This is a genomic window from Gluconobacter roseus (genome assembly GCF_046058915.1).
Classification (GTDB): Bacteria; Pseudomonadota; Alphaproteobacteria; order Acetobacterales; family Acetobacteraceae; genus Gluconobacter; species Gluconobacter roseus_A.
Genome location: NZ_CP175538.1, coordinates 2,153,057 through 2,179,425 on the forward strand (window position 1 = coordinate 2,153,057; position 26,369 = coordinate 2,179,425).

Consider the following 26,369-nt stretch of genomic DNA (forward strand, 5'->3'; position numbering starts at 1 on the left):
AGAAATGTTCATTTTTTATTAATAACGACATGTATAGTTTTGCAGGCACTCACGCCACTCTCTGAACAGAGCGTGAGACCAGAGGTCAAAAAGGCTCTCATGCTGAACTGGATTGAAAAAACCGCCTACGTTCGCCAGAAAATCAAGGCACTCTTCGCCATTCTGGTGATGATCGCCGTGATCCAGTTCGTGGTTGAGCAGCTTTGTGAATATGTATTTGTTCACTACCGGCATGAACAGTTCCTGTCACAATGCGCCGGTCTGGTGTTTCAGGTCGGGCTGACGCTTCTGATCGCAAAATTTGCGATCCGGGTCATTGCTGTTCCGTTCGAGCAGATCACCGCTGCAACGGAAAAGGTGGCAGGGGGCGCTCTGAACATTACCATTCCATGTCTGCATCATCAGGACTGCGCCGGACGCCTCGCACGCTCCCTGCAGTCATTCCGGGAAAACAGTCAGAATCAGCTGAAGCTCTAGGAACTGTCTGCCGAAGAGGCTCGCGAAGCCGCGCGTATCCAGAAAGAGCTCTCGGGAAAAAGCGAAAGCATCCGGAAATTGCAGGGTGAGACGATCGGGACGATCTGCGCCGGGATGGAAATCGTGAAGAAAGGGGATCTGACCTTCACGTTCCAGGAGCATTTTCAGGACAGGTTTGAAGAATTCCGTCAGGATTTCAACACGCTTATCCAGATTTACCGGACAGCAATCGCCAAGATTTCCGATGCCACATCCGTTATCGCCAATGGAACGTCGGAAATCGCATCGGCCTCTGCTGAACTGAGCGAGCGGACGGAGCGGCAGGCCGTCAATCTTGCGGAGTCCGCAGTATCCATCAACAGCATCACGAAAACGGTCGGGAAAACCGCCCGCTCTGCGGTGCAGGCACGTGAGACAGCTCTGGAAACGCGTGGACAGACGGTTGTAATCTCCGGGATCATGCATTCCGCCAATACGGCCATGGGCGAAATCCGCAACTCCTCGCGGCAGGTCGAGAGCATTCTGGGCCTGATTGAGGAAATCGCGTTCCAGACGAATCTCCTGTCGCTGAATGCGGGGATCGAGGCCGCGCGCGCCGGTGAGGCTGGCCAGGGCTTCGATGTCGTGGCCAAGGAGATCCGGGCTCTTGCGCAGCGTTCAGCCAAATCCGCCCAGGATATCCGGAACATCATCACGTCTTCGGGGCGACAGGTGGAAGAAGGTGTTCATCTTGTCGGCGAGGCGGACCGGTCGATGAAGATCATTAGCCAGCATGTGGACGGGATTACGTCCCTGCTCGAGGATATTTCCCATTCCGCAACCGGTGAAGCCGAGAGCCTTGAGACGATCAACAAGGCCATCAACGAAATGGACCAGATGACCCAGCGGAACGCCGCGATGGTGGAAGAGGTCAATGTGGCCTGCCGGAACCTGAGCAACGAAGCGAAGGATCTGTTTGCCGAACTGTCCAGATTCCAGTTTGGTCCTGCACAGTCTTCCGCGAAGCAGGTGTTTTCCGCGTCGCGAACATTGGCTCCGAGCGAATTCTGAAAACCATAGTCTTTATTTGCTGAGGCTGTAGGGGAACATTTTCGAGACATGCCTCGACATCTGTCGGGATATTCCCGAAACTGATAGCATGTCAGTCGGCTTCTTCCGCGTCCATGTCCTGAATGACGGGTATCGCCCATGATGGGGCAGGCCTTCCGGTCTCTGGGGAGGCGTAACTACCGTATCTGGGCGATGGGTGCGCTGGTTTCGAACATCGGAACCTGGATGCAGATGACGACGCAGGACTGGCTGGTTCTGACAGAACTGACCCGGCATGATGCGACGGCTGTAGGCATTGTCATGGCGCTTCAGCTGGCGCCGCCGCTTCTGTTGATTCTCTGGACCGGCAAAATTGCCGACAGGGTTGAAAAGCATCGCTTCCTGCTGCTGACGCAGGCAGGCCTCGGTACCCTGGCTATTGCGCTTGGGGTTCTGGTGGTGACGGGCATGGTCCGGCTGTGGGAAGTGGACCTGTTTGCATTTCTGAGCGGGTGCGTCGCAGCGTTTGACAGTCCTGTGCGGCAGATCTTTGCAGGCGAACTTGTTGGTGAGAAAGATCTTGCCAATGCGGTGGCGCTCAATTCCGTCTCCTACAATGCCGGACGCATGATCGGGCCAGCCGTGGCAGGGTTTTGTATTGCGGAGCTGGGTTCTGGATGGTCGTTCATTCTGAACGGGCTTTCATTTTATGGCGTGCTGATGTCACTCCTGTCTTTGCGGATACAGGATCTGCATCGCTTGGCACCCACAAAACCGGGAAATGCACATCAGGAAAAACAGGATCTGCTGACGGGCGTGCGCTACGTCTGGAAACGCGATGATCTGCGAACCATTCTGTTCATGCTGTTTCTGCTCGGGGCATTCGGGCTCAATTTCCCGATCTATATTTCCACCATGGCGGTCAGCGTTTTTCATGTCGGGGCACATGGTTACGGCGTTCTCAATTCTGCCATGGCGGTCGGGACGATCGCTGGTGCGCTGTTCGCTGCCAGTCGCAAAACCATGAAATTTTCCGCCCTGCCGCAAGGGGCGGTGGTGTTCAGTCTTGCCTGCCTCTTGGGGGCTCTTTCGCCGGGCTATTGGGCTTTTGCGGTCGCACTGGTCATGGCGGGCATGGCATCCCTGACCTTTACGGCGGTGAGCAACAGCTACATGCAGCTGGCAACGGATCCGGGTATGCGCGGGCGTGTGGTGTCGATCCGGTTTGCCGTCTTTGCCGGATCTTCGCCACTGGGCGCCCCTCTGGTGGGAATGATCGCAAACTCCTTTGGGCCACGCTGGGCTCTGGGCGTGGGATCGCTGTCCGGCATTCTGGCAGCGGGAGTGGCGCTGCTTTACCTGCATCGGCTGCGTGCCGGACAGGAGAATGCCTCCTGATGTTCAGGAAGTTCTGGCGGCGGGCGGTTACGAAAGGATTGACCGCGGGGCTGGCGCTGGGGGGGCTGCTGCTGGTCTGGATGGGCTTTGTGGCGGTTCGGGGTCTCTCGGCCGTGCCGGTGCGCTCCGAGATGGCCGTGATTTTCGGTACGGCAGTGACCAGCAAAGGCGAACCGCGCCCGGCGCTGCAGGAACGGCTGGAAGAGGGCCTGCGACTATGGCGTGCCGGTCTTGTCCGAACCGTCATGGTCAGCGGTGCGATCGAGAGCGGTGATCATCAGGACGAGGCCCGGATCATGGCAGGCTGGCTGAGGATGCGTGGTGTCCCGGCTTCTGCCATCATCGTGGACTCGCACGGAAATAATACCTGGCTGACGGCGCTGCATGTTGCCCAAATGCGGCCTGACGGTGCCATTGTGGTCACGCAATGGTTTCATGTGCTGCGCGCGGAATGGGCGTTGCGCCACGCGGGTGTGGCACCGGTTTCGGGCGCGGCACCATCCCGATTCCGGCCCGTGGAGCTCTGGTATCTGTTTCGGGATTCCGTGGCGCTTCCGGTCTATGTCCTGACGAAAGCGCCGCCGGGTTAGCGATCAGTAAGGGACGCCAATCTGTTCGATAGCTGTCGCAAGAGATGGTGCCAGCGGCATCATCGGCGCGAGTGTGGCCTGATAGGCGTGATACAGGTCGCCTTTGCCCTTGTAGATCGTCTCGGTGGGTTCCCCTTCCGGGCTGACCTCATTGAACCAGCTTCCGAAATCGCGGTCGATTAGCGTTGTGTCGATATAATCCCAGATCATGCGGTACCAGTGCTCGTAATGGGGATTGCCGGTCCGCTTGTAGAGATTGATGGCGGCTGTCAGGGCTTCGGCCTGCGCCCAGTGGATGCGGCTGCGGTTGTGCGGGCCATGTTCCCAGTTGATGGTATAGAGCATGCCCGGCCGGCCATCGGCGTTCCAGCCGGTGTTCATCCCGGTTTCGAACAGGGCCTGGGCGTCATGCAGCATCCACTCCGGCGTTTCGAGTCCATGACGCAGGAGTGCTGCTTCGAGCTTCAGGGTCAGATGTGACCATTCCACGAAATGTCCCGGTGTCATGCCGTAAGGGCGCAGGTCATCATTGGGTTTGTCGCTGTTAAAATCGCGCAGGAGCGTCCAGTTACGGTTGAAATGCTCCGGCATGGCAAACCCTTCGGCCGCCGCCAGCTCATGCACGAAGCGCGTGACAATGCGGCGGGCACGATGCAGCCATTTCACGTCTCCGGTGACGTCCGCGAGTGCCATGAAAGCCTCGGTGGAATGCATGTTGCTGTTGGCGCCGCGGTAGTCTTCCTCGTCCGACCAGTCCGGAGCAAAACTTTCGCGCATGACGCCTTCGTCTTCGCTCCAGAAATGGGTTTCGATCTGGTCTATGGCATCCTTGAGCAGGTCGCCCGCGCCTTCCGCTCCGATCAGGACAGCAGATGAGGCTGCGAGAGCTACGAACGCATGCAGATAGGCCTGTTTGCGGTCATTGTCCTTGTCTGCGAAATGCTGCCAGCCCCCATGCGTCTCATCGCGGAAATTGGTGCGCAGGGCGTGAATCCCGTGTGTAACAAGTGGTGCGCTTCCGGGCAGTCCCTGAAGCTCGGCCACGGCATAGGCGTGGACGCAGCGGGCGGTCAGCGTGGCTTCGGGTTTGGCGTTTTCGGGGAGCATGCCTTCCAGATCCAGTCCGGTAAAACCGCCGTCAATGCACCCGCCCTTGCTGAAATCCAGAAGGCGACGTCCCTGCATTTCCAGCCAGGCCCGATGGGAGGGGCGGCGGATCCAGCTGTCGCGGCTGAGCAGGGTGGGTGAAAGGCGATCGGTCATGAGGCGCTCCGGGCAGGTCGGCAGATGTGGGCATCAGGACGTTTCAGGCGCTCGGGGGTTCCGGAAGGAGGGGCGCATAGACATGATCCTCACGAAGATGCGCACGGATGCGGATGTGGCTTGCGTCGCGCGATGGGTTTGCCGATACATGAGAGTATGACTGACCGTCCTTCGATCATCGTCGCTCCCAGCCTTCTGGCTGCTGACTTTTCCCGCCTCGGGGAAGAGATCACCTCCATTGCGCGCGCGCCCTGGCTTCATCTTGATGTGATGGACGGGCATTTCGTGCCGAACATTTCATTCGGCCCTCCGGTCATTGCGGCCCTGCGCAGGCATACAGACGCGAAGTTCGACGTCCATCTGATGATCGATCCGGTGGATCCGTATCTGGAAGCGACGGCCAAAGCGGGTGCCGATCACATCACCGTCCATGTCGAGAACGCGCCCCATCTGCACCGTTCGCTTCAGACCATCCGTGCGCTGGGGTGCCGTCCCGGTGTGGCGATCTGCCCGGCGACGCCGGCTGTGGCGCTGTCGGAAGTCATGGATCTGGTGGACATCATCCTGGTCATGACCGTGAATCCGGGTTTTGGCGGACAGAGCTTTCTTGATAGCCAGCTGTCCAAGATCCGGACGCTTGCCGAGATGATCCGTGAGAGCGGTCGTGACATTGTTCTTGCTGTGGATGGCGGGATCGATCCGCGCACGGCCCCGCGGGTTGTGGACGCCGGAGCGACCATGCTGGTTGCGGGCTCGGCGATTTTCGGAAAAGAGGACCGTGATGCCGCGATCAGGGCGCTCGAAGGACCGTTCGTGGATCACACGACCTGATGACAGGCAGTCGCTGGCTTCGTGGTCTCCGTCTTTCCATTGCCCGTCTGCCCTTCGGAGGACCTGCCTCGGAAGGGCCCGTGCATGCGTTCCGTGATCCCTGGAAGGGAGATCCGGAGCAGGGTGCACGCCTTATTGCGGGGCATTTCCGCTTCGATCGGCAGGATTATACGCTTCCGAAAGGCAACTGGGAACGTGGCCCCTGGCCGGAGCCGGTGCGGGAATGGCTGCACGGGTTCAGCTGGCTGCGGGATCTGCGGGCGCTCGGGAGTGACAAGGCCCGTCTGACCGCGCGGGCGCTCGTCAGTGACTGGCTGGCGCATCCGCCAACCGATCCGCTGGTCCGGGATGCCTGTGTCACGGGGTCCCGTCTGGCATCATGGCTGTCGAACCACGAGTTCTGTCTGGCATCTGCCGATCCGCGTCTTCAGCAGCGTCTGATGGAACGGATGCTGGTGGAAGGGCGGACCATTGCGGCGCTCTTGCCACTGTCCCCACAGGGTGCGCGCGGGCTGATGGCGTTCCGGGGCCTGCTGGCCGCAGCCATGGCAATGCCGGAGCATACGGGGTTCATGTCCCGTTTTCTGCGCTATCTGCCTGCCGAGCTGGAACGACTCATTCTGGCGGATGGCACGGTCATTGAGCGCAGTCCCGAGGCACAATTCCTCGTGGCGCGTGAACTGGCAGAAATGTCCGTTATGTTCCGTACGGCTCATGCCAGTGTGCCGCCCTTTATCGACCGGGCTCTGGACAAGGTCTGTCCCGTTCTGCGGGCAATGCGCCATGGGGACGGAGGACTGGCGCTCTTCAACGGATCGAATGAACGGCATAGCGCGGCCGTAGAAGATGTGCTGGCGCAGGGTTCACGGCAGAAGCTGATCGCGCCCTCCATGCCGCAGGGAAAGTTTACCCGACTGGCACTCGGCAAATCGCTGCTAATCGTGGATAGCGGGCCACCGGCGCCGGCCGGTTTCGACAGCATGGCACATGCCGGGACCCTGTCCTTCGAGTTCTCCCATCAGCGTCACCGGCTGTTCGTCAATTGCGGAAGTGCTGTGGTCGGAGCCTGGCGCGACGCGATGCGGTGCAGCGCTGCCCATACGGTGCTCGTAGCAGATGGTCTGTCTTCCGCAGATTTCGGACCGGATGGCGGCATGACGCGCCGCCCGGTCACGGTCTCCTGCGATCATCAGACGGATGGTTCTGCGCACTGGCTGGATCTGTCGCATGATGGCTATCATGCACCGCTTGGAGCGAAGTGGACCCGACGTCTGTATTTCGGTTCGGATGGTGAAGATCTGCGTGGGCAGGAGTTGATAGACGGCGAACGCAATATTGATTTTGCCATCCGTTTTCACATTCATCCGGATGTGAAGGTGACGCAGGATGACGAAGACATCATCCTTCAGGTTGGCGGGACGATCTGGCGTTTCAGACAGCGTGACGGTGTCGTGCGGCTGGAAAACGACGTTTATCTGGGGCGTGGAAAGCGTGAAGTCTGCCGTCAGATCATCATCACGCCTCTGCCGGTCCCCGACACTGTTCCTGCGGAAGAGAAGAGTGAGCAGGAGAAACCTGCGGCACCAAAATCGGGGAAACGGACCCATCAGAGCGTGACATGGCTTCTCGAACGCATTCCGGAATAGGCAATTCCGTATCAGGGGTGATGGCGTGAAGATCCTTGAAATCACCAACGTGGATTTTGCGCTCAGGCAATTCCTGTTGCCATTGATGCGGGAACTGCGTGAGGCTGGTCACGACGTTCAGGGAGCCTGCGCGGAAGGGGTACATCTGGAGCCAGTGCGGGCCGAGGGCTTTACGGTGCATGGCGTTCCGATGGCGCGGTCGCTGTCTCCAGTGGCACAGTACCGGGCATTCATGGCTCTGATCCGGCTGATCCGGCAGGAAAAGCCGGATCTGGTGCACGGTCATATGCCGATCAGCGGCATTCTGGCGCGTTTTGCCGCACGGCTCTGCGGCGTGCGGATCGTGGCCTATACCTGCCACGGATTCCTGTTCAACCAGCCAGGATCATGGCGCCGCCGACTGCTCTCCCTGGTGCTGGAATGGATGGCAGGGCGCATCACTGACCTGTATATGACGGTCTCGCGCGAAGAGGCACAGGATGCACGTCGGCTGCACCTGAACCGCAACCCCATTGCCATTGGCAACGGTCGTGATCCCCAGCACTATCATCCTGATGCGGAGACGCGTGCGCGATTGCGCAGGGAGTTCGGGGTGCCGGAAGACCGGCCGGTGGTGATCGTGGTGTCGCGTCTGGTGCGGCACAAGGGGCATCCCGAGTTGCTGCGCGCCATGGAAGATGTGCCCGAGGCCGAACTCTGGGTTGTCGGGGAACGCTTGCCTTCGGATCATGGCGCGGACCTGACGGCAGCCTTCGAGCGTACGCGGGAGCGTCTGGGGCCACGACTGCGAATGCTCGGTTATCGTGAAGACGTGCCTGACCTTCTGAAGGCAGCGGATGTGTTCGCGCTTCCCAGCCATTTCGAAGGGCTGCCAATGTCAGTCATCGAGGCGATGCTGACCGGACTGCCGGTTGTGGCGACGGACGTCCGCGGCCCGAGAGAGCAGGTGGTGAACGGAAAGACGGGTTTTCTTGTCTCCCCAGGCTTGTCGGCGCCGCTTGCGCGGGCCCTGCGGGTTCTCGTGCAGGACACTGCGCTGAGGAAGGCAATGGGGCGTGCCGGAAGGCAGATTGCGCTTGAGGCGTATGATGAAAGCCATATCCTCAGACACGTTGTTGAGCTTATGGAAAAGGCTTTCTCTCGAAAGTCTTTTAACTCTGGAAAAGTTTGAGAATCATCGAGGACTGGCCGTCCATGATCGAGAGGGACTGTACGGCGAGTTGCTGCTTGGTCTGGGCTGAAAGAAGCAGGACACTTTCCTTCGCCAGATCGGCGTCTGTGAGTGCTGATATTCCTGTTGTGATGGCATCCTGCTGGGCAGCAGTATTTTTCGTCACCTGCGTGATGAGATTTGCACTGTTTCCAAGCGACGCATTGATGGATGTCATTTTCGAAATGGCGGCGGTTACGGCCCCGATGGCAACATCATAGCCGCTGGTCTGCTGGCCAGCGATCGTATCTCCGGAAAAATTCCTGCTGTCTGCTGCAAGCAGAGAGGAATTCGGTGACTGGGAGTTATAGACAGGAAAGGAGGTATACGAACCATTATTGTGCAGATTGCTCAAAGCATAAGATGTGCCCTGTGTCGCCCAGACAGGAGTGCCGTCATCTGCCGTGACTGCCACCCGACGGAACAGACCCGGCAATCTTTGTTCCGCTCGCGACAATGGAGAGTGTGCCTGCATTGATGCTGCTTCCGTTCGTCGTGATGCCTGCTGACTTCAGGGCGGTGACAATCGGTGTAAGAAGGCTGTTCTGATAGGTCGCTGATGAAGTCATATCGGGTGTGACGTTCACGGCCACGATATTGTTCGTTTCCCCCTGGGGAAATTCGGAAGATGCCGAAACCGAATAGGTCAGGTTCCCTGTTGTTCCGTCTACTCCGAGGCTGACATACATGGGATTGCCAGAAGCCGTCGTCGAGATTTGGAAAACGGTTCCTGCGCTGCTTTGTGAAATGATTTTCGAGGGCGTTACGTGCCCGGTTGTGGGGTCGATGGTGATTTCAGGATTGCTGTCGGTCAGGTTCTGAATACTGCGGCCGATTGTTTTTGAACTGGAAAGTGTCCCGTCAGTGGTTGTCTGGTTCAGAACAAGCTGATAGCCATCCAGCCCGACTGACTGACCCTTCGTATTGAAGTCCATCTGCGTTGCAAAGGGATCGGCAAGACTGGCCTGGGCCGTCGGCAGGCTGACCTGCTGCCCGTAGGTGGAAATAAAAGATTCTGTAGTGTTGGTGGATTCGACGTTTCCGTCGCCGTCGTAAACCAGGTGCCCGTTCTCGTCTGTCTGGGGAACCGGAATGGTTTTGATAGCGGTTGCCACAGGAACGACCAATCCTGAGAGAGGCGCGGTATTAATGGCATTCGTCAGGGCCGAAACATCCGGGCTGGAAGACGAAGCCGGAGCGTAGATGTTCCCGCCGCTGATGGTCAGTGCACCGTCGGTGCTGCTTCGGTCAACGTGAAAACCCTGCCCGGAAATAGCCGCGATGAACGTATCGGAAATGGTCTTGTCATCCATTTTTCCGGCGCCGGACGTATCAATCGAAACAGGCGTGATGACCGTCTGGGCTGTGGGGTTGCCGAGCGCATCGAATGTCGAACTCAGTGTATAGACAGGATCGCCATTGCTGCCCTGAGAGACCTGAATGGCCGCGCCGGAGCTCAGTTTGTAAAGTTTTACCCCATTCGGGTCGGTGTACTGGGAAGTAATGACAGTGTTGCTTCCCGACGTCAGGTCTCCTGTTGTCGGGTCCCATTTCAGGTCCGAGCCGGCACCGATGGCGGCATTGATATTGGCCAGTGTGGAACTGCCCGGATTGTTGGTCCCGGTATCGGTTTCTTCAGCAACGAACTGGTACTGGACCGCGGGATTCTGGGCTGTTCCCGTACCGGTGGCCTGAGCGATGTTGTTCAGTGTTAGAGTGGTGGTCGCGGGGCCTGCAGTGACCAGTGCTTCAGAATCAAAAGGCAGGGTGACTCCGGCCTGATCGACATTGAGCCCTGACAGACCAAGGCCGGTTGAAGTGGCATTGTGTCCCGCAACCTTGAGAGATCCTCCATAGACATCCAGAGCCGTGGAGGCGGTATTGGATGTCACACCGTTTACAAGACCGCCTGCCAGAAGGTTGACGCCATTGAACGTGGCGGATGAGGCCATCGAGTTCGATTTCGTTCAGCGCCATGGAAATCCGGGTGTTGACGGTGCTGCTGTCAATGCCGGTATTCTGTCCTTCGCTGATATTGGCTGCAATGGATGTCAGGACATTGTTGATGAGTGTCCCCTGGGCGCTGGCGGTCTGCACAACCTGGCCAAGGACATTCAACCCCTGTGAGATGCCGGTTAGCGCGGAGGATTGTGCCTGCATGGTATTGGCGATCGAATAGACTGCGGGATTGTCTGACGCAGTCGATACGGCTTTTCCGGTCGCGACTTCTGTCTCCGCCTTGTTCAGGGCTGTAGTGGTCTGGGACAGGACCTGAAGCCCGGAGAGGACAGAGGCATTATTTACACTAAGCACAGATCGACATCTCTCAGAGAGCAAAAGATGTGTCGATAGTGTCAGTGGCTTTATAATTTTTCGTTAATGAGCAAGAAAATCCATTTTTTGACTCTGATGGTATCTTGGTGGAAATTTTCCAAGAATATCATGAAAGAGAGATTTTTCTGAGAGTCAAATCTGGAATCCGCAAATATTTACTAAGTAAATTCAGAAAAATACTTCCTATAAGAAATCATTGTCTCAAATCGAATGAGATGTCACCGCGCAATTCACTATTATTTTTTGGTATTATTATCAGGACTAAAATACTCTTTTTACGGTGACTTTGATTCTCCCGTAAACTTGTCTTTTGTTTCTGCGTTAATTTTATGAAACTGTTGCCGCACGATACGATTAAGACAAAGGTATTCCCATGAAGGTCGGTCTGTTTGTTCCATGTTACGTGGACATGTTTCACCCTGAGACAGGAATTGCGACTCTGGAACTGCTGGAGCGCTTCGGGCTGTCGGTTGAATATCCCGTTGACCAGACATGCTGTGGACAGCCCATGACCAATACCGGCTGTGAGCGTGAAGCGGCCAAGACGGAAGAACTGTTTGTCCGCAATTTCGAAAAATACGATTACATCGTCACGCCGTCCGGAAGCTGCACGAACCAGGTCCGCCACAACATGACGGCCATCGAGCAGAGCGACGCCGTCAAACATGTCCGCAGCCGGACCTATGAACTGGTCGAATTCCTGCATGATGTTCTGAAGGTCGATGCTTTCCCCTGGGCCGAGTTTCCGCATCGTGTTGCACTTCACAACAACTGCAACACGCTGCGGAATTTGCGGATCGCGAGCATGACCGAGCGCCGTGAGGAGCCGTTTTCCAAGCCAAAAGCGCTTCTGAAAATGGTCAAGGGCATTGAGTTCGCCGATCTGACGCGGCCTGACGAATGCTGCGGCTTTGGCGGGACGTTCTCGGTGTTTGAAGAAGGCGTCTCGGCCAAGATGGGTCAGGACAAGGTCACGGATCAGCTGAAATCCGGGGCGGAATATGTCACGTCCTCCGACAGTTCCTGCATGATGCATCAGGAAGGCTGTGCACGGCGGATGGGTGCCAATCTCAAATATATCCATATTGCCCAGATCCTGAATGGAGCACGCGCATGACTGCCGAACTGCATGAAGAACTGACCGATCCGAATGCCGATCAGCTGGATCACGGTGCGGCATCTTCCCGGCCTCTGAAATCGCGGATTTCGGAACCGCAGCCCCGTGGTGCCAAGGTTCACGGCAACCGGCCGATCGACCAGTCCGAAGCGGCAAACCGCTTTATTGCCGCGACCGAGCATGAAGCCATGCATGATGCGCGTCTGTGGGACCTGCGTCAGAAGCGCGACAAGGAAATGCATGGCATTGAGGAATGGGAAGAGCTGAGGGACCTGGCGTCGGGCATCAAGGAACACACGCTCTCTAAACTCGATTATTATCTTGAGCTGTTTGAAAAGAATGCCACGGCCAACGGGATCAAGGTCCACTGGGCGAAGGATGGCGCCGAGCACAATGCCATTGTTCTTGATATCCTGCGCAAGAAGGGCGTGGAACGGCTGATCAAGAGCAAGTCCATGCTGACGGAGGAATGTGGTTTCCGTCACTTCATGGCCGAGAACAATGTTGAAGTCATCGAGACGGATCTGGGAGAACGGATCCAGCAGCTTGATGACGAGGCGCCCAGCCATGTGGTCGTGCCTGCCGTGCATAAGCTGCGGACCGATGTGGCCGGTGTTTTTGCAAAAACAATCGGCTCCGATCCCGACAACGCGGATGCGCATTATCTGACGGAATGTCAGCGTGAAGCCACACGCCCGCTGATCCTGTCGGCGCAGGCTGGCATGACGGGTGGCAATTTCGTGGTCGCGGAGACGGGCACCTTCGTCGTCTGCACCAATGAGGGCAATGCGGATCTGTCAGCCAACACGCCGCCGCTGCATATCGCGTCCATCGGGATCGAAAAACTGATCCCCGGGCTGGATGATCTGGCCGTATTTGTCCGGCTGCTGTCACGCAGCGCGCTGGGTTCTCCGATCACGCAGTACACGTCGCATTTCCGCGGCCCGCGTGAGGGTGGCGAGATGCATGTCGTGCTCGTGGACAACGGCCGCTCCGCCCGGCTTGGCATGGAAAAGTTCTGGCCGGGACTGAAATGCATCCGCTGTGGCGCGTGCATGAATACCTGCCCGGTTTTCCGGCGCAGTGGTGGCCTGAGCTACGGGGCGACCTATGCCGGGCCGATCGGGCTGATCATCGATCCGACCTTCAACGTCCACAAATACCGCAACCTGCCATATTCCTCGACGATGAACGGCAGCTGCACCAATGTCTGTCCGGTAAAGATCAATATTCACGAACAGATCGCCGACTGGCGCAAGACGCTGGCAGGCGAGGGGGAAATCTCCCCGGTCAAGAAGGTCATGATGAAGGCGGCCGGCGAGGTCCTGGCATCCCCCGTGGTCTATCGCGCAAGCCTTCCGCTGGGACGCAGTGCATTGCGGCATCTTCCGCATTTCATGCTGTACAACAAGCTCAATACCTGGGGCCGCAAGCGCGACATTCCGGAGACGCCCAAGCAGACGTTCAATGAATGGTATCGCAAAAACCGGAAACAGCAGGCCGAAGGGGGAAAATCATGAGCGGATCACGCGAAGCCATTCTGGAGGCAATCCGGAAAAATCATATCCAGGGTGATCGTGCGCGTCCGAACGTGCCACTCTTCGATCAGGCCGCGCCTGCGGATCTGAAAGAGCTGTTCCAGAAATCTCTGGAACGCATGGGCGGCAAACTGCTGACGCCCGATGCCGCAGATCCGATGGCTCCGGTGCGGCAGGCCATTGTCAAGGCGGGGCCTGTCCTGTCCTGCGTGCCGGAATTCGAGGGGGACATGAAGGTCACCCCGCAGACGAAGCCAACAGATATTGCGCCGGTTGAATATGCTGTTCTGCGCGCGGCATTTGGCGTGGCGGAGACGGGATCGCTGTGCTTCACGGAAAAGCAGCTTCTCGTGAACACGACGGGCTTTCTGCCGCAGCATCTGATCATCCTGCTGGACCCGGCGCAGATCGTGTACAACCTGCACAATGCTTACCAGCGCCCGGAATGGACGCAGGCGCATTATGCCGTGTTCCAGAGCGGTCCGTCAGCGACGGCGGATATTGAGGGCGTGCTCGTGCATGGTGCGCAGGGTGTGCGCTCGCTGAGCGTGCTGTTTCACCCGGCGTCCTGAGGTTCGGGGTGAACGTAGCGGCGAAGGAACGGGGCGGTGACGCTGTGTTCCGAGGCCGCTACGGTCTCCGGTGTTCCTGATGCCACGATCCGGCCGCCCTTGCGTCCTGCACCGGGGCCGAGATCGATGATCCAGTCACTGGCCGCTGCCACGCGCATGTCGTGCTCGGCCAGAACGACGGTATTGCCTTGATCGACCAGTGCCTGAAGCTGGAGCATCAGCCGGTCCACATCGGCGGGATGCAGGCCGGTGGTGGGTTCATCCAGAACATAGAGGATGTGCCCGTTGCGCTGTTTCTGAAGCTCGGTCGCAAGCTTGATGCGCTGCGCCTCACCGCCTGACAGTTCGGTGGCGGGCTGTCCGAGCCGGAGATAGCCCAGTCCCCCGCGACGCAGGGTGTCGAAGCCGCGTGCCAGAACAGGCACATCCGCAAAGATGTCACAGGCATCGTCAATGCTCAGGCCCAGCACGTCCGCAATGCTGTGTCCGTTCCAAAGGACTTCCAGAACTTCGGGTTTGTAGCGGCTGCCGTGGCAGACGGGGCAGGGCGTCTGCACGGTTGGCAGGAACAGAAGTTCCACATCGACCGTCCCTACGCCTTCACAGCGCGGACATCTTCCCTTGGCGACGTTGAAGGAGAACCATCCGGCATCGAAACGGCGTTTCTTTGCTTCCGGCGTTTCGGCAAACAGGCGGCGGATCGTGTCGAACAGGCCGGTATAGGTGGCGGGATTGGAGCGCGGAGTCCGTCCGATCGGCTTCTGGTCGATCATGACCATGCGTTTGATCGGTCCTGTTCCGCCCGAAACGTTCCCTGTGGGCTCGCGATGTTCGGGAGGCGGGGCATCATCCGTGCTGTCGTCGTCGGGGTCGATGTCCACTTTCTGGCCAAGAGTGCGGGCCATGATGGAGACGAGAGCCTGCCCGACGAGACTGGATTTTCCGGACCCTGAAACGCCTGTCACCGAGACGAGCACCCCGAGCGGGAGTGTCAGGGCCAGATGGTCCAGATTGTTCCAGCAGATGTCCGTCAGTTCCAGCGTGCCGGTTGGTTTGCGGACCGGTGTTGTGCGAGGCTGGACCGTGTCGAACAGATAGGGACGGGTGCGGGACTCTTTTACGTTCTGCAGCCCGTCTGGCAGGCCGCTATAGAGAATGCGGCCGCCCCGTTCGCCGGCATCCGGGCCGACATCCACCAGCCATTCCGCACGACGGATAACGTCCGGATTATGCTCGACGACGATCAGCGAATTGCCCGCATCGCGCAGTCCGTCCAGTGCCCGCAGAAGGGCCTGCGTATCGGCGGGATGCAGACCGGAACTGGGTTCATCCAAGACATAGACAACGCCGAACAGGTTCGATCGGATCTGGGTGCCGAGCCGCAGACGCTGGTATTCTCCGGGCGAGAGTGTCTGCACGCCCCGGTCGAGCTGGAGATAGCCCAGACCCAGATCCAGCAGCACATCGATCCGCTCGATCATGGCTTCGACCATGCCGCGTGCGGCGACGGCCGTAGCGTCCTTTCCGTTGGCGGGGGCTTTGGCGGATGTGCGCAATGAAGCGGCGATGTCTTCGAGCGTGCGGTTCGAGAAGTCGGCGATATTCAGCTCGTCGAATGTGACGCGCAGCGCATCGGGGTTCAGGCGCTGTCCATGACAGACCGGGCAGGGCGCGGAGACCATGAACGAGGCTGCGCGCTTGCGCATCTTCTCGCTCTGTGACTGCGTGAAGGTGTGCAGGACGTAGCGGCGTGCGCCACTGAACGTGCCGTTGTAATCGGCCGGGATGCCGCGTTTGATGGCGTCCACGACCTGAGCATGGGTGCGTCCCGGATAGACGGGTTCGGTCGGCGTTTCCTCGGTGAAGAGGATCCAGTCCCGCGTTTTTTTCGGCAGGTCGCGCCAGGGGCAGTCCACATCTACGCCCCGGGTGATGAGAATGTCCCGGAAGTTCTGTCCCTGCCATGCCGTGGGCCAGGCCGCGACGGCGCGGTCGCGGATGCTCAGGCTGTCATCGGGGACGAGCGTCTTTTCCGTGACGTCGTAGATACGCCCGAGCCCGTGGCATTTCGGACAGGCGCCCATGGGGGTGTTGGGGGAAAAGGACTCCGCTTCCAGCCGTGACAGGCCGGGCGGATAGGTGCCGGCGCGGGAATAGAGCATCCGCAGCAGGTTCGAGAGCGTCGTCAGACTGCCGACGCTGGAGCGGCTGCTGCTTCCGCCGCGCTGCTGCTGAAGCGCGACGGCGGGCGGCAGTCCGTCGATGGACGCCACGACCGGAACCGGCATCTGGTCGAACAGGCGCCTGGCATAGGGAGATACGGATTCCAGATAGCGCCGCTGGGCCTCGGCATAGATCGTGCCAAACGCCAGCGAGGATTTTCCGGACCCGGACACGCCCGTGACGACAACGAGCTTATCGCGTGGCAGGTCTACATTCACGTTTTCCAGATTGTGTTCCCGCGCCCCTCTGACGCGGATCATCTCATGGGGCGAGGGCGTCTGGGACATGGTGCACTCCTGATGATGTCTACAGAAGTGTAGACCCGTCAGACATCAGAGTACACAAACCACGCTTCAGAAGCCGCGGCTGAGGCGGGCTTCCTGAAAAGCGGCGTTAATAAGCTGTGTCTCGCGCATGGCCAGTTCGCGGATTTTCTCGCCCATCGCGCTGACCTTGTCCGGATGGTACTGGCGGATCAGATCACGATGGGCGCGTTTGATTTCGTCGGGCGATGCGAACTCGCTGACCCCGAGGACTTCGAACCATGTCCGGTCCGCAGGCGGCTCCTCGAAAGGAGAGCCCGCTGTTGTCTGCTCGGGGCCTTCCGCATCCTTCTTTCCCGAAATCATCTGTATCACGAGGCCCAGGAGGACCAGGGCTCCGAGCGCGAGTATGATGAACTTGGCGAAAGCAAAAATGAGACCGAAGACAAGTCCCAGATGGCTCAGGACCCAGTAGACCAGAAACGCTGCCCCGATGAGCGCGAGAAGCTGCATGAAAAGTCTTCCGCCAGTAGTTGCAGGCTATCCTATCATGGCCAAGCGGACTTCAGGGAGAGTCTTCATTAGCCGGACTGGTCTTCCTGTCCGTCTCAGAGCCAGCCATTTGCTCGGGCGATCCGTCCGGCTTCGATGCGGTTGCGGGCATCGAGTTTCTGCACGATTTCCGAGAAGTAGTTGCGGACCGTGCCGGAAGAAAGGGACAGTTCCTCGGCGATTTCGCGGTTGGTGCGTCCAGCTTCGGCGAGGCGGAGCATGGCGCGTTCGCGTTCGGAGAGGGGGTCGGGCAGGGCGTCCCACACGGCTTCGGCCAGATCGGGGGCGATGGCCCGGCCGCCTGCCGCGACCTTGCGGATGGCGGCGGCAAGCTGCGTGATGGGGGCGTCCTTGAGCATGTAGCCGCGCACGCCGGCCTGAAGCGCGCGGCGCAGATAGCCGGAGCGGCCGAAGGTCGTCACGATCATCACGCGGCTGGGCAGGCCTTCCTGAAGGATCTTTTCCGCAAGCTCGATGCCGGTGACGTGGGGCATTTCGATATCGGTCAGGACGACATCGGGGCGGTGTTCGCGGATCAGGTCGAGCGCCTCGCGCCCGTCCGTCGCCCGGCCGACGATTTTGATGTCGTCTTCGAGTTGCAGCAGGGCCTCGAAGGCATCGAGGAGCATGGTCTGATCTTCGGCGAGGATGAGGCGGATCATGGGAGTGTCGTTGCAGTCAGCTTGAAGCCCTGGGGCTGGGGGAGAGGGTCAGCGTACCGCCCGAGGCGGCAAGCCGGGCGCGCATGCCGCGCAGGCCGTTGCCTTCGATGATGCTGCGGGCTGGTCGTGGAGCCTGGAGCGGGCCGTCGTCTTCGAGGGTGAAAGTGTGAATATGGCCTTCCGCGTTCTGCTGGAAGGTCAGGGTACAGGTCCGGGCGTCGGAATGACGGATGACATTCGTGACGGCTTCGCGCAGGGCCAGGGCGAGCACGCTGTTCTGCGGCTGATCGGCGGACGGTCCGGGGTCATTTAGAACAAGGGTGATACCGGCTGTATTCAGGGCCTTGCGGGCACGGTCCAGTTCGCGCTGAAGCGACGCACCGTTCATGCCGACGACGGCTTCGCGGACTTCGCGCAGGGACGTGCGGGCGATCTGGCTGATTTCCGCAACTTCCTGCCGCGCACGGGGGGCGTCGGACGTGAACAGACGGTCGGCCAGTTCGGCTTTCACGGAAATGACCGTCAGGGAATGGCCGAGAAGATCATGCAGATCACGCGCGATGCGTTCGCGCTCGGCGGTTGTGGCGAGGGTGCGGATTTCGTTCTGGGCTTCGCGCAGTTCGAAATTACGGATGCCGAGCTGCCACTGCACCAGCGTGCCCATATAGGTGATGATGCTGAAAAAGGCGCTGGGGATGACTTCCAGCGTGGTCTTGTGGCGGAAATGTCCGGAGATGATCAGGACGACCTGCAGCAGGATGACCATCGTGATGGATTGCCGCTTTCCGGGTAAGCGGGCGCACATTCCGGCGGCGAAAATGCAGTAGACCTCCCAGTCGCCATGCGTCCAGGCGCAGGCATAGCCGATCAGGTCGGTCAGGATGATCTCGCCGTAGCCGTAATACCGATCTTTCCGGTAGGGCGCGAAATAGACCAGCAGGAAGACCAGCATGGCGGCCGTGGAGAACAGGACGCCGGCAAGCGTGGGGCGGTGATAGCCCAGCAGCCAGGGGACCGGATAGAACAGCAGGTAGCTCAGATAGGCCACCAGATACTGGTTGAAATGGGGCCACGGCGTCTTGCGGTCCGCCAGATGGCAGGAGAGGGAATCTGCGGCCATCAGGTGAGGGTGGTGGAGGACGTGTCCGGGGTCAAGAATACTCCCGAACGCCATAGTCGCATGGCGCTTCCAGTCCAGATGGCGATGGCTGTGCCGAAACCCGCGACTTCAAGGTGGTGCGGTTCTGGCAGGAGCATGGAAAGGCCGGAAATCAGAACGATGGCGCCTCCCATGACGATATGAACCGGTTCTCTCAGGGCGCGGCCCAGCGGGATATAGGACAGGCCGATGATGGCCCCGAGAAGCGGATAAAACAGGCCTACCCGATGATGGGCATGTGTCCATGATGCGGCGATGAAAATCCCCACGAAACGCAGGATCTTGATGCGGTGCGTCAGTTTCGGGTCAAGGGAGATTTCGGGGTGTCGAAGCACAAGGTCGCGCCGGATGAAGCCCAGGACGAGAAGGATCGTCGGGATGGCGAGGATTGCAACGGTCAGGGCGATGGGAAGCATGGCCGCCTGTGCGCCGCGTGCAGCCCAGAGAGCCGCGAAGGCCAGACCTGCACAGTCGGTCAGCAGGCCACGCCAGTTTTTCCGCTCCGTTATCATCCGCGCTGCATGTCCATCGGGGGCGCCCTGCGACAAGGGTGCCTGTTCCGACGGAGAAAAACAGGGTGCAGTGTCAGATGCCGCGGATGACATCGGTCATGACGGGGTTCAGACCGGACGGAGCAGGATGTGCTTCTTCTTGCCGGACGAGACCTTCAGGACACCATCCCGCAGATCGTCGAGCGTGAAGGTCTGGTTCTCGTCCGAGACCACCACATCGTTGATCCGGCCACCACCACCACGGATCAGGCGGCGGGCTTCACCACCACTAGCGGCCAGTCCGGCTTCCTGAAAGACGCGGAAAGCGGGCAGACCTTCGGCGATCAGGTTGGCAGGCAGGTCGATTTCCGGCAGGGCGGCCTGTGCGGAGCCCTGTTCAAAGACGCGGCGGGCCGTTTCGGCGGCTTCTTCGGCGGCGGCGCGGCCGTGGCAGATGGCGGTGGCCTCGGTTGCGAGGATCTTCTTGGCTTCGTTGATCTCCGAGCCTTCAAGCGCACCCAGACGCTCACATTCCTCAACCGGAAGATCCGTGAAGAACTTGAGGAAGCGGCCGACATCGGCATCTTCGGTGTTGCGCCAGAACTGCCAGTATTCGAAGGCGGGCAGCTTCTCCGGACGGACCCAGGTCGCGCCCTTGGCGGACTTGCCCATCTTGGCACCCGACGACGTAGTGACGAGCGGGGTGGTCAGGCCGAAGATCTGCTTGCCGTCCGTACGGCGGGTCAGATCGATGCCGGAGACGATGTTGCCCCACTGGTCCGATCCGCCCATCTGCAGGACGGCGCCGTGACGGCGGTTCAGTTCGCGGAAATCATAGGACTGGAGGATGGAGTAGTTGAACTCCAGGAAGGTCAGGCCCTGCTCGCGTTCCAGACGCTGGCGCACGCTGTCGAAGCCTAGCATCCGGCTGACCGAGAAATGCACGCCCACATCCTGCAGCAGGTTGATGTAGGACAGCTTGTCCAGCCAGTCGGCGTTGTTGGCGAGGATGGCACCGCTGGACGGGTCTTCATCGCTGAAGGTGATGAACTGGCGCAGGGATTTTTCGATCCCGGCGATGTTGTGCGCGATCGTCTCGTTCGTGATGAGGGAGCGGGCCTCGTCGCGGAAGGACGGATCGCCGATCTTGGCCGTGCCGCCGCCCATCAGGGCAATCGGGCGATGGCCGTGCTTCTGGAGCAGGCGGAGCGCCATGATGGAGAGCGCATTGCCGACATGCAGGGAGTCTGCGGTCGGGTCGAAGCCCACATAGGCGGTGATCGGTCCGGCCAGCATGGCCTCGTCGAGGGCGTCGAGGTCGGTGCACTGGAAGATCAGGCCGCGGGCCTGGGCTTCGAGGAGGAACGGACTCTTTGGCATGGGTCGGTCTTGCTACGCTGCTACAGGGAAGGAAAGGACGCGGACCCTAGCATGACCGGCGCAGGAGCGGAAACTCCGGGACCGGCCATGCGGGCGGAAGGTGAGTCATTCGGTCTCGTAAGGCCAGTCAGCCCGCGCGAGGCGGGGTGGAACCAGAAAGAAGCACAAGGCGCCCAGTGCCGCGATGCCCAAGGCGATCGGGCCGAAAATGCGTGCGCCGAGGATAAACGGGTTGCAGAGCTGCAATATGAAGGCGGGTGCGAGGCTGAGTGCGACGACCAGATTCTGAGGTGGCTGTTTCATGACGAGGAAAGGCAGCGAGCCGCAGAATGTCACGCCAAGCGTGGCAATCAGGAGTTCCGCGCCATCCAGCAGGGCATGTGTGGGCGCGAGCGGTCTGAAAAGGGTGATGGGCAGCATGAGGCTGACGGTCCGGAGCGGGGCTGTCATGAGAACCCTGCTGGCCTTGGCAGCAAAAACCGCACGGACAAAATCCAGCCGGCTGCCGAAACGCCCGGTCGTCAGGAGCAGGGGCCAGTGTGTCCGGGTCCTGATCCATCCGTCCTGCAGGGCGATCAGGATCGTCATGCCGGGCGTCAGATGCGCGATACGGGTGCCGAAACCGCCATGTCCCAATGGCAGACTTGCCATGATCATGACGGCGCAGGCCGGCATGAACAGGCTGATCAGCAGATCGCTTTTCAGGGTGGTGGGAGAGGCAGGTGCAAGGAGCATCTGCCGCAGCTGATAGAAACTCAGGTCGTGCGGCACGAGGCGGGGCGTGGTGTCCGGTGTCGGGAAAGCCGGTGCCGGGGCAGTCATGCCGTCCGTAGGGCTCATCATGGCCGGGGAATGCAGCCGGTTCGGCAGCGTCATGATGGCGGCTGTCAGCAGGCCCATCATGGCGATGTCGGACGGAACAGTCAGGATGGCCGGACGTGTCAGGGCCCAGAGGGGGAAGTCGGTCGTGAAGGTCAGGAGCATCAGACCGAGCAGCAGTGCGAAGCCGGTCAGGGTCGTGATGGCTTTGAGCCGACGCGAACTCTGCTGCGGCGGTGCATACCACTGGGCGACGGATGGGACCGTATTGAGCAGCGTGTAGAACAGTGTGTCATGCAGCGGCACGCCGCTCCAGGCCAGCAGGCCCGACAATGCGACGAGGACGACCATGGACATTAGGGCCGCCGCGCGTGCTTCGGCGTGAAGCAGGCCGGGAACGGCCGGGGCCTGGGAGGCTCCGATCTGGCTGCCGGCATGGATCTGCAGGCAGCTCTGAAGGAAGGTCGCAGCAAGAGCTGCGTTCAAAATGGAGGAATGCTTGAGGGCCGTTTCCAGACTTTGTGTCAGGAGGGCCGTATGCAACTCGTGTGCCGTCATGACTGCCAGCAGGATGAAAATCCCTGCCGTGAAGATCATGGGATTGCCGACAAAGAAGACGCGCGTCCCATACAGGCGCAGCGCACGGAGCATGTCGCTGCGTTCCAGTGCGCCGGAGGGCAGGAAGCTGTTCATGCTGCAGCGTCCGGTGTTTCCGCCTCCGCCGGGCTCGTGCGGGGCGCCGTGATTTCCAGAAAGGCATCCTCGAAATCCGGAACGACTGTCTGAGTCCCATCGGGGAGGGCAAGGTCTTCGGTCCAGCCATGAACCAGCAGGGCGTCAGGACGTTGGCCGAGGATCTGGATATCGGCTGGAAGCGCCGCGAGGATCTGGTCAGGCATGGGGTGCTCAAGCCAGCGGGTCGTGGCCCGGAAGGTCTCGGTCGGCACGTCAAGCACGACGCGGCCCTGCCGGACGAACAGCAGGCGGGAGCACAGACGTTCGAGATCGGACAGGATATGCGACGAGATCAGGATGCTGGCGCCTGTCCGCTGCGTATAGCTGTCGAGCAGGTTCATGAAGTCGCGCCGGGCATGGGGGTCCAGGCTGGCGACAGGTTCGTCCAGAACCAGAAACTCGGGGTTGTGACGCATGGCCAGCACAATGGCCAGACGCTGCTTCTGCCCACCGGAGAGGGATCGGACCATTTTTCTCGGATCGAGATCCGCCCAGGCCATCAGAGCCGGGTCCACAGGAGGCAGCTCGCCGTAGAATGCGGCGATGTAATCCATAAGCTGGGCGACGCGGAACGTGCCGAAACCGGTCATTGTCTGGGGTACGAACCCTGTGCGGGCACGGATTTCGCGCGGCAGGGAGGCAATGCTGTGACCGAAGATGTCGATATTGCCGCCATCCGCGAGCAGGAAACCCATGAGGCATCCGATCAGCGTGGACTTGCCTGCTCCGTTGCGCCCCAGCAGTGCCACGGTCTCGCCCTGTGCGATCGAGAAGGACACATCATCCAGCGCCGTGAAGCTGCCAAAGCTCTTGGTGAGGTGTGAGACCTCGACAGGCAGTGAAAATGGAGCGCCGTGGGACGGAATGTTTCGGTCTTGCATGAAATATCCGGTTACATATTTGTCTGGACGGAGCAAGGGAGATGAAAGCCGGAATTAAAAAGGCTCTCCGGAAAGGAGAGCCTTTTTGAAAATGTCTGACGGGGCGGAATGTCCCGGATCAGTCGGCAGCCAGTGCCAGAGCCTTGCGGCCACGCATCGTGTTCACGTGGTCTTCGAGGGCTTCGGCAACCCGGTCGGCCTGTTTGGCGAAGATGTGGTCGGCGTCTTCGAAAATGCGATAGTCGACGGTCACGTTCTTCTGGGTGTTCAGCTTGTCCACCAGCTTGCGGATGCCCGGCTCGGGAGCCAGTTCGTCCTTGCCACCGGCAATCATCAGGCCACCGCAGGGGCAGGGGGCCAGAAAGCCGAAATCATAGTCATTGGCCGGCGGGGCCACGCTGATCCAGCCGCTGATCTCGGGGCGGCGCATCAGAAGCTGCATGCCCACGAAGGCGCCGAAGGAATAACCCGAGATCCACAGTTCGGTGGAGTTCGGATTGACCATCTGCATCCAGTCGAGGGCGGCAGCCGCATCGGAAATTTCGCCGATACCACCATCATAACGGCCCTGGGACCGGCCCACGCCACGCGAATTGTAGCGCATCACCGAGAAGCCCATCTTCTCGAAGCTGCGATACATCGTATAGGTGATACGGTTGTTCATGGTGCCGCCGTGGAGCGGATGGGGATGCAGCACCAGGGCAAGCGGAGCGTTGGGTTCGCTGGAGTGGTGGTAACGACCCTCAAGCCGGCCGTCTGGGCCGGCGAACATCACTTCAGGCATGAATACTCTCGCACTGTGTCGGGCAGGATTGGAACTCTGCCGTCCGGTGACGCAGTGTATATCGATTCGCAAAACCCGATTTCCACCAAAATCGACACGGCGTTGCGATTTCCGCCAGTTTGTCCAATCTGGAAAACATGATGACTGCGCCTATGACCGCCTCCGGGACGACCTATCTTGATGCCAACGCGACCGAGCCGCTGCGCCCTTGCGCGAGGGATGCGGCAGTGGATGGAATGATGCTGTCGGGAAATCCGTCTTCGGTTCATGCGCAGGGACGCGAAGCACGCCGGTTCCTTGAAGACGCCCGCAGCCGCATGGCAGCCGGTTTCGGGCGGATTTCCGGCACCTGCGTGTTCACGTCCGGGGCGACGGAGGCCGATGCGATGGCGGTCCATGCTTTCGGACAGGGGCGCCGGATTTTTGTCGGGGCGACGGAACATGATGCCATTCTCAAGGCCGCACCGGAGGCTGAAATTCTGCCTGTGAACGGGGACGGGATTCTGGACGTGGAACATCTGCGCACGCGGTTGCAGGAGACTGGCCCCGCGCTGGTCTGCGTGATGTCCGCGAATAACGAGACGGGTGTGCTTTCACCGCTGGAGGATGTGCTGGCGGTGTGTCGCAACTCGGGGGCACATCTGCATGTCGATGCCGTGCAGAGCGCGGGGCGGGTGCCGTTTGCGCTGGGCGGATGCAGTGTTGCGGTGTCCGGGCACAAGATGGGTGGGCCCAAAGGGGCGGGTGCGCTTTTGTTGGCGGAAGACGAACCCATGGACGCGCTGGTGGCTGGTGGCGGTCAGGAGCGGGGGCGCCGGGGCGGAACGCAGGCACTGCCAGCCATTCTGGGCATGGCGGCGGCGTTCGATGCGGCGCGGGTGCAGGATTGGGCTTCGGTGCAGCGTCTTCGGGATCGGGTCGAAGCAACTGCGAAAAGTGTTAGTGCGAGGGTTGCGGGCGAAGCTGTGGCGCGGCTGCCGAATACGAGCTGTCTGATTCTGGACGGTGTGGCGGCGCAGGTGCAGCTCATGGCGCTGGATCTGGCCGGGTTCTGCGTCTCGGCAGGGTCGGCCTGTTCGTCGGGGAAGGTGTCGTCCTCGCATGTCCTGCGGGCAATGGGAGAGACGGACGGCGCATCGCAGGCGATCCGCGTCTCGCTGCCTTGGAATGTGCAGGAAGTCCAGGTCGAGGCATTCTGCGAGGCTTACGAGGCGATGGCGCGGCGTCTGCGGAAGTGAGTCGGGCAAAGGGGCAGCGGGCATGATCTATCTCGATTATCTTTCGACAACGCCGTGTGATCCGGCAGTCGTGAAGGCCATGCTGCCCTGGTTCGGGAAGATTTCGGCAATCCGCACAGTCCGCATGGGCCGGGGCGGAAGGCAGCAGCAGCCGTGGAGCGTGCGCGAGACAGTGTGGCGCGGCTTCTGGGCGTGGAAGCTCGGGAGATTGTGTTCACGTCTGGTGCGACGGAAGCAAACAACCTCGCCATCAAGGGGGCTGCACGGCATCTGGCGCGGCTGGGCGATCCGCGGCGTCGGATTGTCACGGTGGCGACGGAGCATAAATGCGTTCTGGAATCGGTGCGCGATCTGACAAGTGAGGGCTTTGAAGCGGTCGTGCTTGGCGTGGACGGCGAGGGGCGGGTTGATCCCGAAGCCCTGCGGGAAGCGCTGAAAGTCCCGACGCTGCTGGTCAGCATCATGGCGGCGAATAATGAGACCGGCGTGTTGCAGGATATTCCGCAGCTTGCGACGATCGTGAAGGAGCATGGTGCGCTGATGCATGTCGATCTGGCGCAGATGGCGGGGAAGATGCCGGTATCGCTGCGGGATGTGGATCTGGCGTCCGTCTCCGCTCACAAGATGTATGGGCCCAAGGGGATCGGCGCGCTCTATGTCCGGAGAAAGCCGCGTGTTCGGCTGGAGCCGCTGTTTTCCGGGGGCGGTCAGGAACGCGGGCTTCGGTCCGGGACGCTGCCGACGCCTCTGATTGTGGGATTTGGAGAAGCTGCGGATCTGGCGGCTGCGACCATGGGTGATGAGGCGGCGCGGCAGGTGTTCCTGCGGGATGATCTGTGGGCGCAGCTTCGCGAAGGTCTACCGGGGATTGTGCTGAACGGCAGCGGAGCGCCGCGTCTGGTGGGCGCATTGAACGTCTGTCTGCCGGAAGGCTGTCGGGCGCTGGATGTCTTTGAAGCCTGTCCGGATGTCGCTGCTTCGACCGGATCAGCCTGCACGGCAGCGGAGATTGCGCCGTCCTATGTCTTGACGGCGATGGGACTTTCTGCGGAGAAGGCGTCCCGGTGCTTGCGCCTGTCGGTCGGACGCTCTACCTCCAAGGCCGATATTGACCGTGCGGCCTCTCTTTTGATCGCAGCTGCCCGGGCGTGCCAACCCAACTGAAACCGGAAAAAGC

At 60.2% G+C, this 26,369-nt stretch carries 23 protein-coding genes and 2 pseudogenes; 12 read left to right on the forward strand and 13 right to left on the reverse strand.

Annotated elements, in window-relative coordinates; all coding sequences use genetic code 11:
• Nucleotides 1-72: 72 nt before the first annotated feature.
• The 4 genes from ACJ2A4_RS10040 (at nucleotide 73) to ACJ2A4_RS10055 (ending at nucleotide 3,494) form a co-directional block, all read left to right on the forward strand.
• Complete coding sequence (locus tag ACJ2A4_RS10040; RefSeq protein WP_408872714.1) at nucleotides 73-477, forward strand: hypothetical protein; 405 nt, start codon at nucleotides 73-75, stop codon at nucleotides 475-477.
• Nucleotides 478-555: 78 nt separating this feature from the next.
• Complete coding sequence (locus tag ACJ2A4_RS10045; RefSeq protein WP_408872715.1) at nucleotides 556-1,527, forward strand: methyl-accepting chemotaxis protein; 972 nt, start codon at nucleotides 556-558, stop codon at nucleotides 1,525-1,527.
• A gap of 138 nt (nucleotides 1,528-1,665) precedes the next feature.
• The gene (locus ACJ2A4_RS10050) at nucleotides 1,666-2,904 is read left to right on the forward strand and encodes an MFS transporter (RefSeq protein ID WP_408872716.1); all 1,239 of its coding nucleotides are present in this window, start codon (nucleotides 1,666-1,668) and stop codon (nucleotides 2,902-2,904) included.
• Nucleotides 2,904-3,494 (forward strand): YdcF family protein, encoded by a 591-nt coding sequence (locus ACJ2A4_RS10055; RefSeq protein ID WP_408872717.1) that lies wholly within the window; start codon nucleotides 2,904-2,906, stop codon nucleotides 3,492-3,494. Before ACJ2A4_RS10050 ends, ACJ2A4_RS10055 begins: the two co-directional genes overlap by 1 nt.
• A 3-nt stretch (nucleotides 3,495-3,497) precedes the next feature.
• Here the strand turns inward: ACJ2A4_RS10055 and ACJ2A4_RS10060 are convergent, their stop codons facing one another.
• A complete protein-coding gene (locus tag ACJ2A4_RS10060) occupies nucleotides 3,498-4,757 on the reverse strand; it encodes an AGE family epimerase/isomerase (RefSeq protein WP_408872718.1) in 1,260 nt (419 codons plus the stop codon).
• A 156-nt stretch (nucleotides 4,758-4,913) separates the two neighbouring features.
• On the opposite strand from ACJ2A4_RS10060, the gene rpe reads away from it, so the two are divergent.
• From rpe to ACJ2A4_RS10075, 3 genes are read left to right on the forward strand one after another with little or no spacing between them, the layout of a single operon-like run.
• Nucleotides 4,914-5,588 carry a ribulose-phosphate 3-epimerase gene (gene rpe / locus ACJ2A4_RS10065; protein WP_408872719.1) on the forward strand — a complete coding sequence of 225 codons (675 nt, stop codon included), beginning with the start codon at nucleotides 4,914-4,916 and terminating at the stop codon, nucleotides 5,586-5,588.
• Nucleotides 5,588-7,234 (forward strand): heparinase II/III family protein, encoded by a 1,647-nt coding sequence (locus tag ACJ2A4_RS10070; protein ID WP_408872720.1) that lies wholly within the window; start codon nucleotides 5,588-5,590, stop codon nucleotides 7,232-7,234. Before rpe ends, ACJ2A4_RS10070 begins: the two co-directional genes overlap by 1 nt.
• Before the next feature lie 25 nt (nucleotides 7,235-7,259).
• Complete coding sequence (locus tag ACJ2A4_RS10075; RefSeq protein WP_408872721.1) at nucleotides 7,260-8,405, forward strand: glycosyltransferase family 4 protein; 1,146 nt, start codon at nucleotides 7,260-7,262, stop codon at nucleotides 8,403-8,405.
• On the opposite strand, the gene ACJ2A4_RS10080 is transcribed toward ACJ2A4_RS10075, so the two are convergent.
• From ACJ2A4_RS10080 to ACJ2A4_RS10090, 3 genes and pseudogenes are all read right to left on the reverse strand, one after another.
• Complete coding sequence (locus ACJ2A4_RS10080; protein WP_408872722.1) at nucleotides 8,386-8,880, reverse strand: flagellin; 495 nt, start codon at nucleotides 8,878-8,880, stop codon at nucleotides 8,386-8,388. The genes ACJ2A4_RS10075 and ACJ2A4_RS10080 overlap by 20 nt on opposite strands.
• Nucleotides 8,840-10,396, reverse strand: a complete 1,557-nt coding sequence (locus ACJ2A4_RS10085; RefSeq protein ID WP_408874173.1) for a hypothetical protein — start codon at nucleotides 10,394-10,396, stop codon at nucleotides 8,840-8,842. Before ACJ2A4_RS10085 ends, ACJ2A4_RS10080 begins: the two co-directional genes overlap by 41 nt.
• 28 nt (nucleotides 10,397-10,424) lie before the next feature.
• Nucleotides 10,425-10,757 (reverse strand): annotated as a pseudogene (locus tag ACJ2A4_RS10090) (flagellin B); the annotation flags it as partial.
• A gap of 394 nt (nucleotides 10,758-11,151) precedes the next feature.
• Between ACJ2A4_RS10090 and ACJ2A4_RS10095 the strand changes: the two are divergent.
• The 3 genes from ACJ2A4_RS10095 to ACJ2A4_RS10105 are packed head-to-tail and all read left to right on the forward strand — an operon-like array spanning nucleotide 11,152 to nucleotide 14,005.
• Entirely contained in the window at nucleotides 11,152-11,895 is a 744-nt protein-coding gene (locus ACJ2A4_RS10095; protein WP_194259552.1) for a (Fe-S)-binding protein, read from the forward strand.
• A complete protein-coding gene (locus ACJ2A4_RS10100) occupies nucleotides 11,892-13,415 on the forward strand; it encodes a lactate utilization protein B (RefSeq protein WP_408872723.1) in 1,524 nt (507 codons plus the stop codon). The genes ACJ2A4_RS10095 and ACJ2A4_RS10100 overlap by 4 nt, the downstream gene beginning before the upstream one ends.
• The gene (locus ACJ2A4_RS10105) at nucleotides 13,412-14,005 is read left to right on the forward strand and encodes an LUD domain-containing protein (protein WP_194259550.1); all 594 of its coding nucleotides are present in this window, start codon (nucleotides 13,412-13,414) and stop codon (nucleotides 14,003-14,005) included. Before ACJ2A4_RS10100 ends, ACJ2A4_RS10105 begins: the two co-directional genes overlap by 4 nt.
• Here ACJ2A4_RS10105 and ACJ2A4_RS10110 read toward each other — a convergent pair.
• The 9 genes from ACJ2A4_RS10110 to ACJ2A4_RS10150 all read right to left on the reverse strand — a co-directional run bounded on the left by ACJ2A4_RS10110 (nucleotide 13,990) and on the right by ACJ2A4_RS10150 (nucleotide 23,954).
• Complete coding sequence (locus ACJ2A4_RS10110) at nucleotides 13,990-16,515, reverse strand: excinuclease ABC subunit A (RefSeq protein ID WP_408872724.1); 2,526 nt, start codon at nucleotides 16,513-16,515, stop codon at nucleotides 13,990-13,992. The genes ACJ2A4_RS10105 and ACJ2A4_RS10110 overlap by 16 nt on opposite strands.
• A gap of 66 nt (nucleotides 16,516-16,581) precedes the next feature.
• Nucleotides 16,582-17,004: a DnaJ family molecular chaperone gene (locus tag ACJ2A4_RS10115; RefSeq protein ID WP_408872725.1), complete on the reverse strand. Its 423-nt coding sequence runs from the start codon at nucleotides 17,002-17,004 to the stop codon at nucleotides 16,582-16,584.
• A gap of 95 nt (nucleotides 17,005-17,099) precedes the next feature.
• Nucleotides 17,100-17,705, reverse strand: coding sequence for a response regulator transcription factor (locus tag ACJ2A4_RS10120; RefSeq protein ID WP_041111755.1), 606 nt, complete (start codon nucleotides 17,703-17,705; stop codon nucleotides 17,100-17,102).
• A 16-nt stretch (nucleotides 17,706-17,721) separates the two neighbouring features.
• Nucleotides 17,722-18,825 carry a sensor histidine kinase gene (locus ACJ2A4_RS10125; RefSeq protein WP_408872726.1) on the reverse strand — a complete coding sequence of 368 codons (1,104 nt, stop codon included), beginning with the start codon at nucleotides 18,823-18,825 and terminating at the stop codon, nucleotides 17,722-17,724.
• A complete protein-coding gene (locus ACJ2A4_RS10130; RefSeq protein WP_408872727.1) occupies nucleotides 18,825-19,412 on the reverse strand; it encodes a hypothetical protein in 588 nt (195 codons plus the stop codon). The genes ACJ2A4_RS10125 and ACJ2A4_RS10130 overlap by 1 nt, the downstream gene beginning before the upstream one ends.
• 72 nt (nucleotides 19,413-19,484) lie before the next feature.
• Nucleotides 19,485-20,735, reverse strand: coding sequence for a tyrosine--tRNA ligase (tyrS, locus tag ACJ2A4_RS10135; protein WP_408872728.1), 1,251 nt, complete (start codon nucleotides 20,733-20,735; stop codon nucleotides 19,485-19,487).
• Nucleotides 20,736-20,840: 105 nt separating this feature from the next.
• Nucleotides 20,841-22,247, reverse strand: coding sequence for an ABC transporter permease (locus ACJ2A4_RS10140; protein WP_408872729.1), 1,407 nt, complete (start codon nucleotides 22,245-22,247; stop codon nucleotides 20,841-20,843).
• Nucleotides 22,244-23,170 carry an ABC transporter ATP-binding protein gene (locus ACJ2A4_RS10145; RefSeq protein WP_408872730.1) on the reverse strand — a complete coding sequence of 309 codons (927 nt, stop codon included), beginning with the start codon at nucleotides 23,168-23,170 and terminating at the stop codon, nucleotides 22,244-22,246. Before ACJ2A4_RS10145 ends, ACJ2A4_RS10140 begins: the two co-directional genes overlap by 4 nt.
• A gap of 118 nt (nucleotides 23,171-23,288) precedes the next feature.
• Nucleotides 23,289-23,954: an alpha/beta hydrolase gene (locus ACJ2A4_RS10150; RefSeq protein WP_062511341.1), complete on the reverse strand. Its 666-nt coding sequence runs from the start codon at nucleotides 23,952-23,954 to the stop codon at nucleotides 23,289-23,291.
• A gap of 137 nt (nucleotides 23,955-24,091) precedes the next feature.
• Here ACJ2A4_RS10150 and ACJ2A4_RS10155 point away from each other — a divergent pair, with 137 nt between their 5' ends.
• Nucleotides 24,092-25,192 (forward strand): cysteine desulfurase family protein, encoded by a 1,101-nt coding sequence (locus tag ACJ2A4_RS10155; RefSeq protein WP_408872731.1) that lies wholly within the window; start codon nucleotides 24,092-24,094, stop codon nucleotides 25,190-25,192.
• Between the two features lie 22 nt (nucleotides 25,193-25,214).
• Nucleotides 25,215-26,356: pseudogene (locus ACJ2A4_RS10160) on the forward strand (cysteine desulfurase family protein).
• The last annotated feature ends 13 nt before the right edge of the window (nucleotides 26,357-26,369 follow it).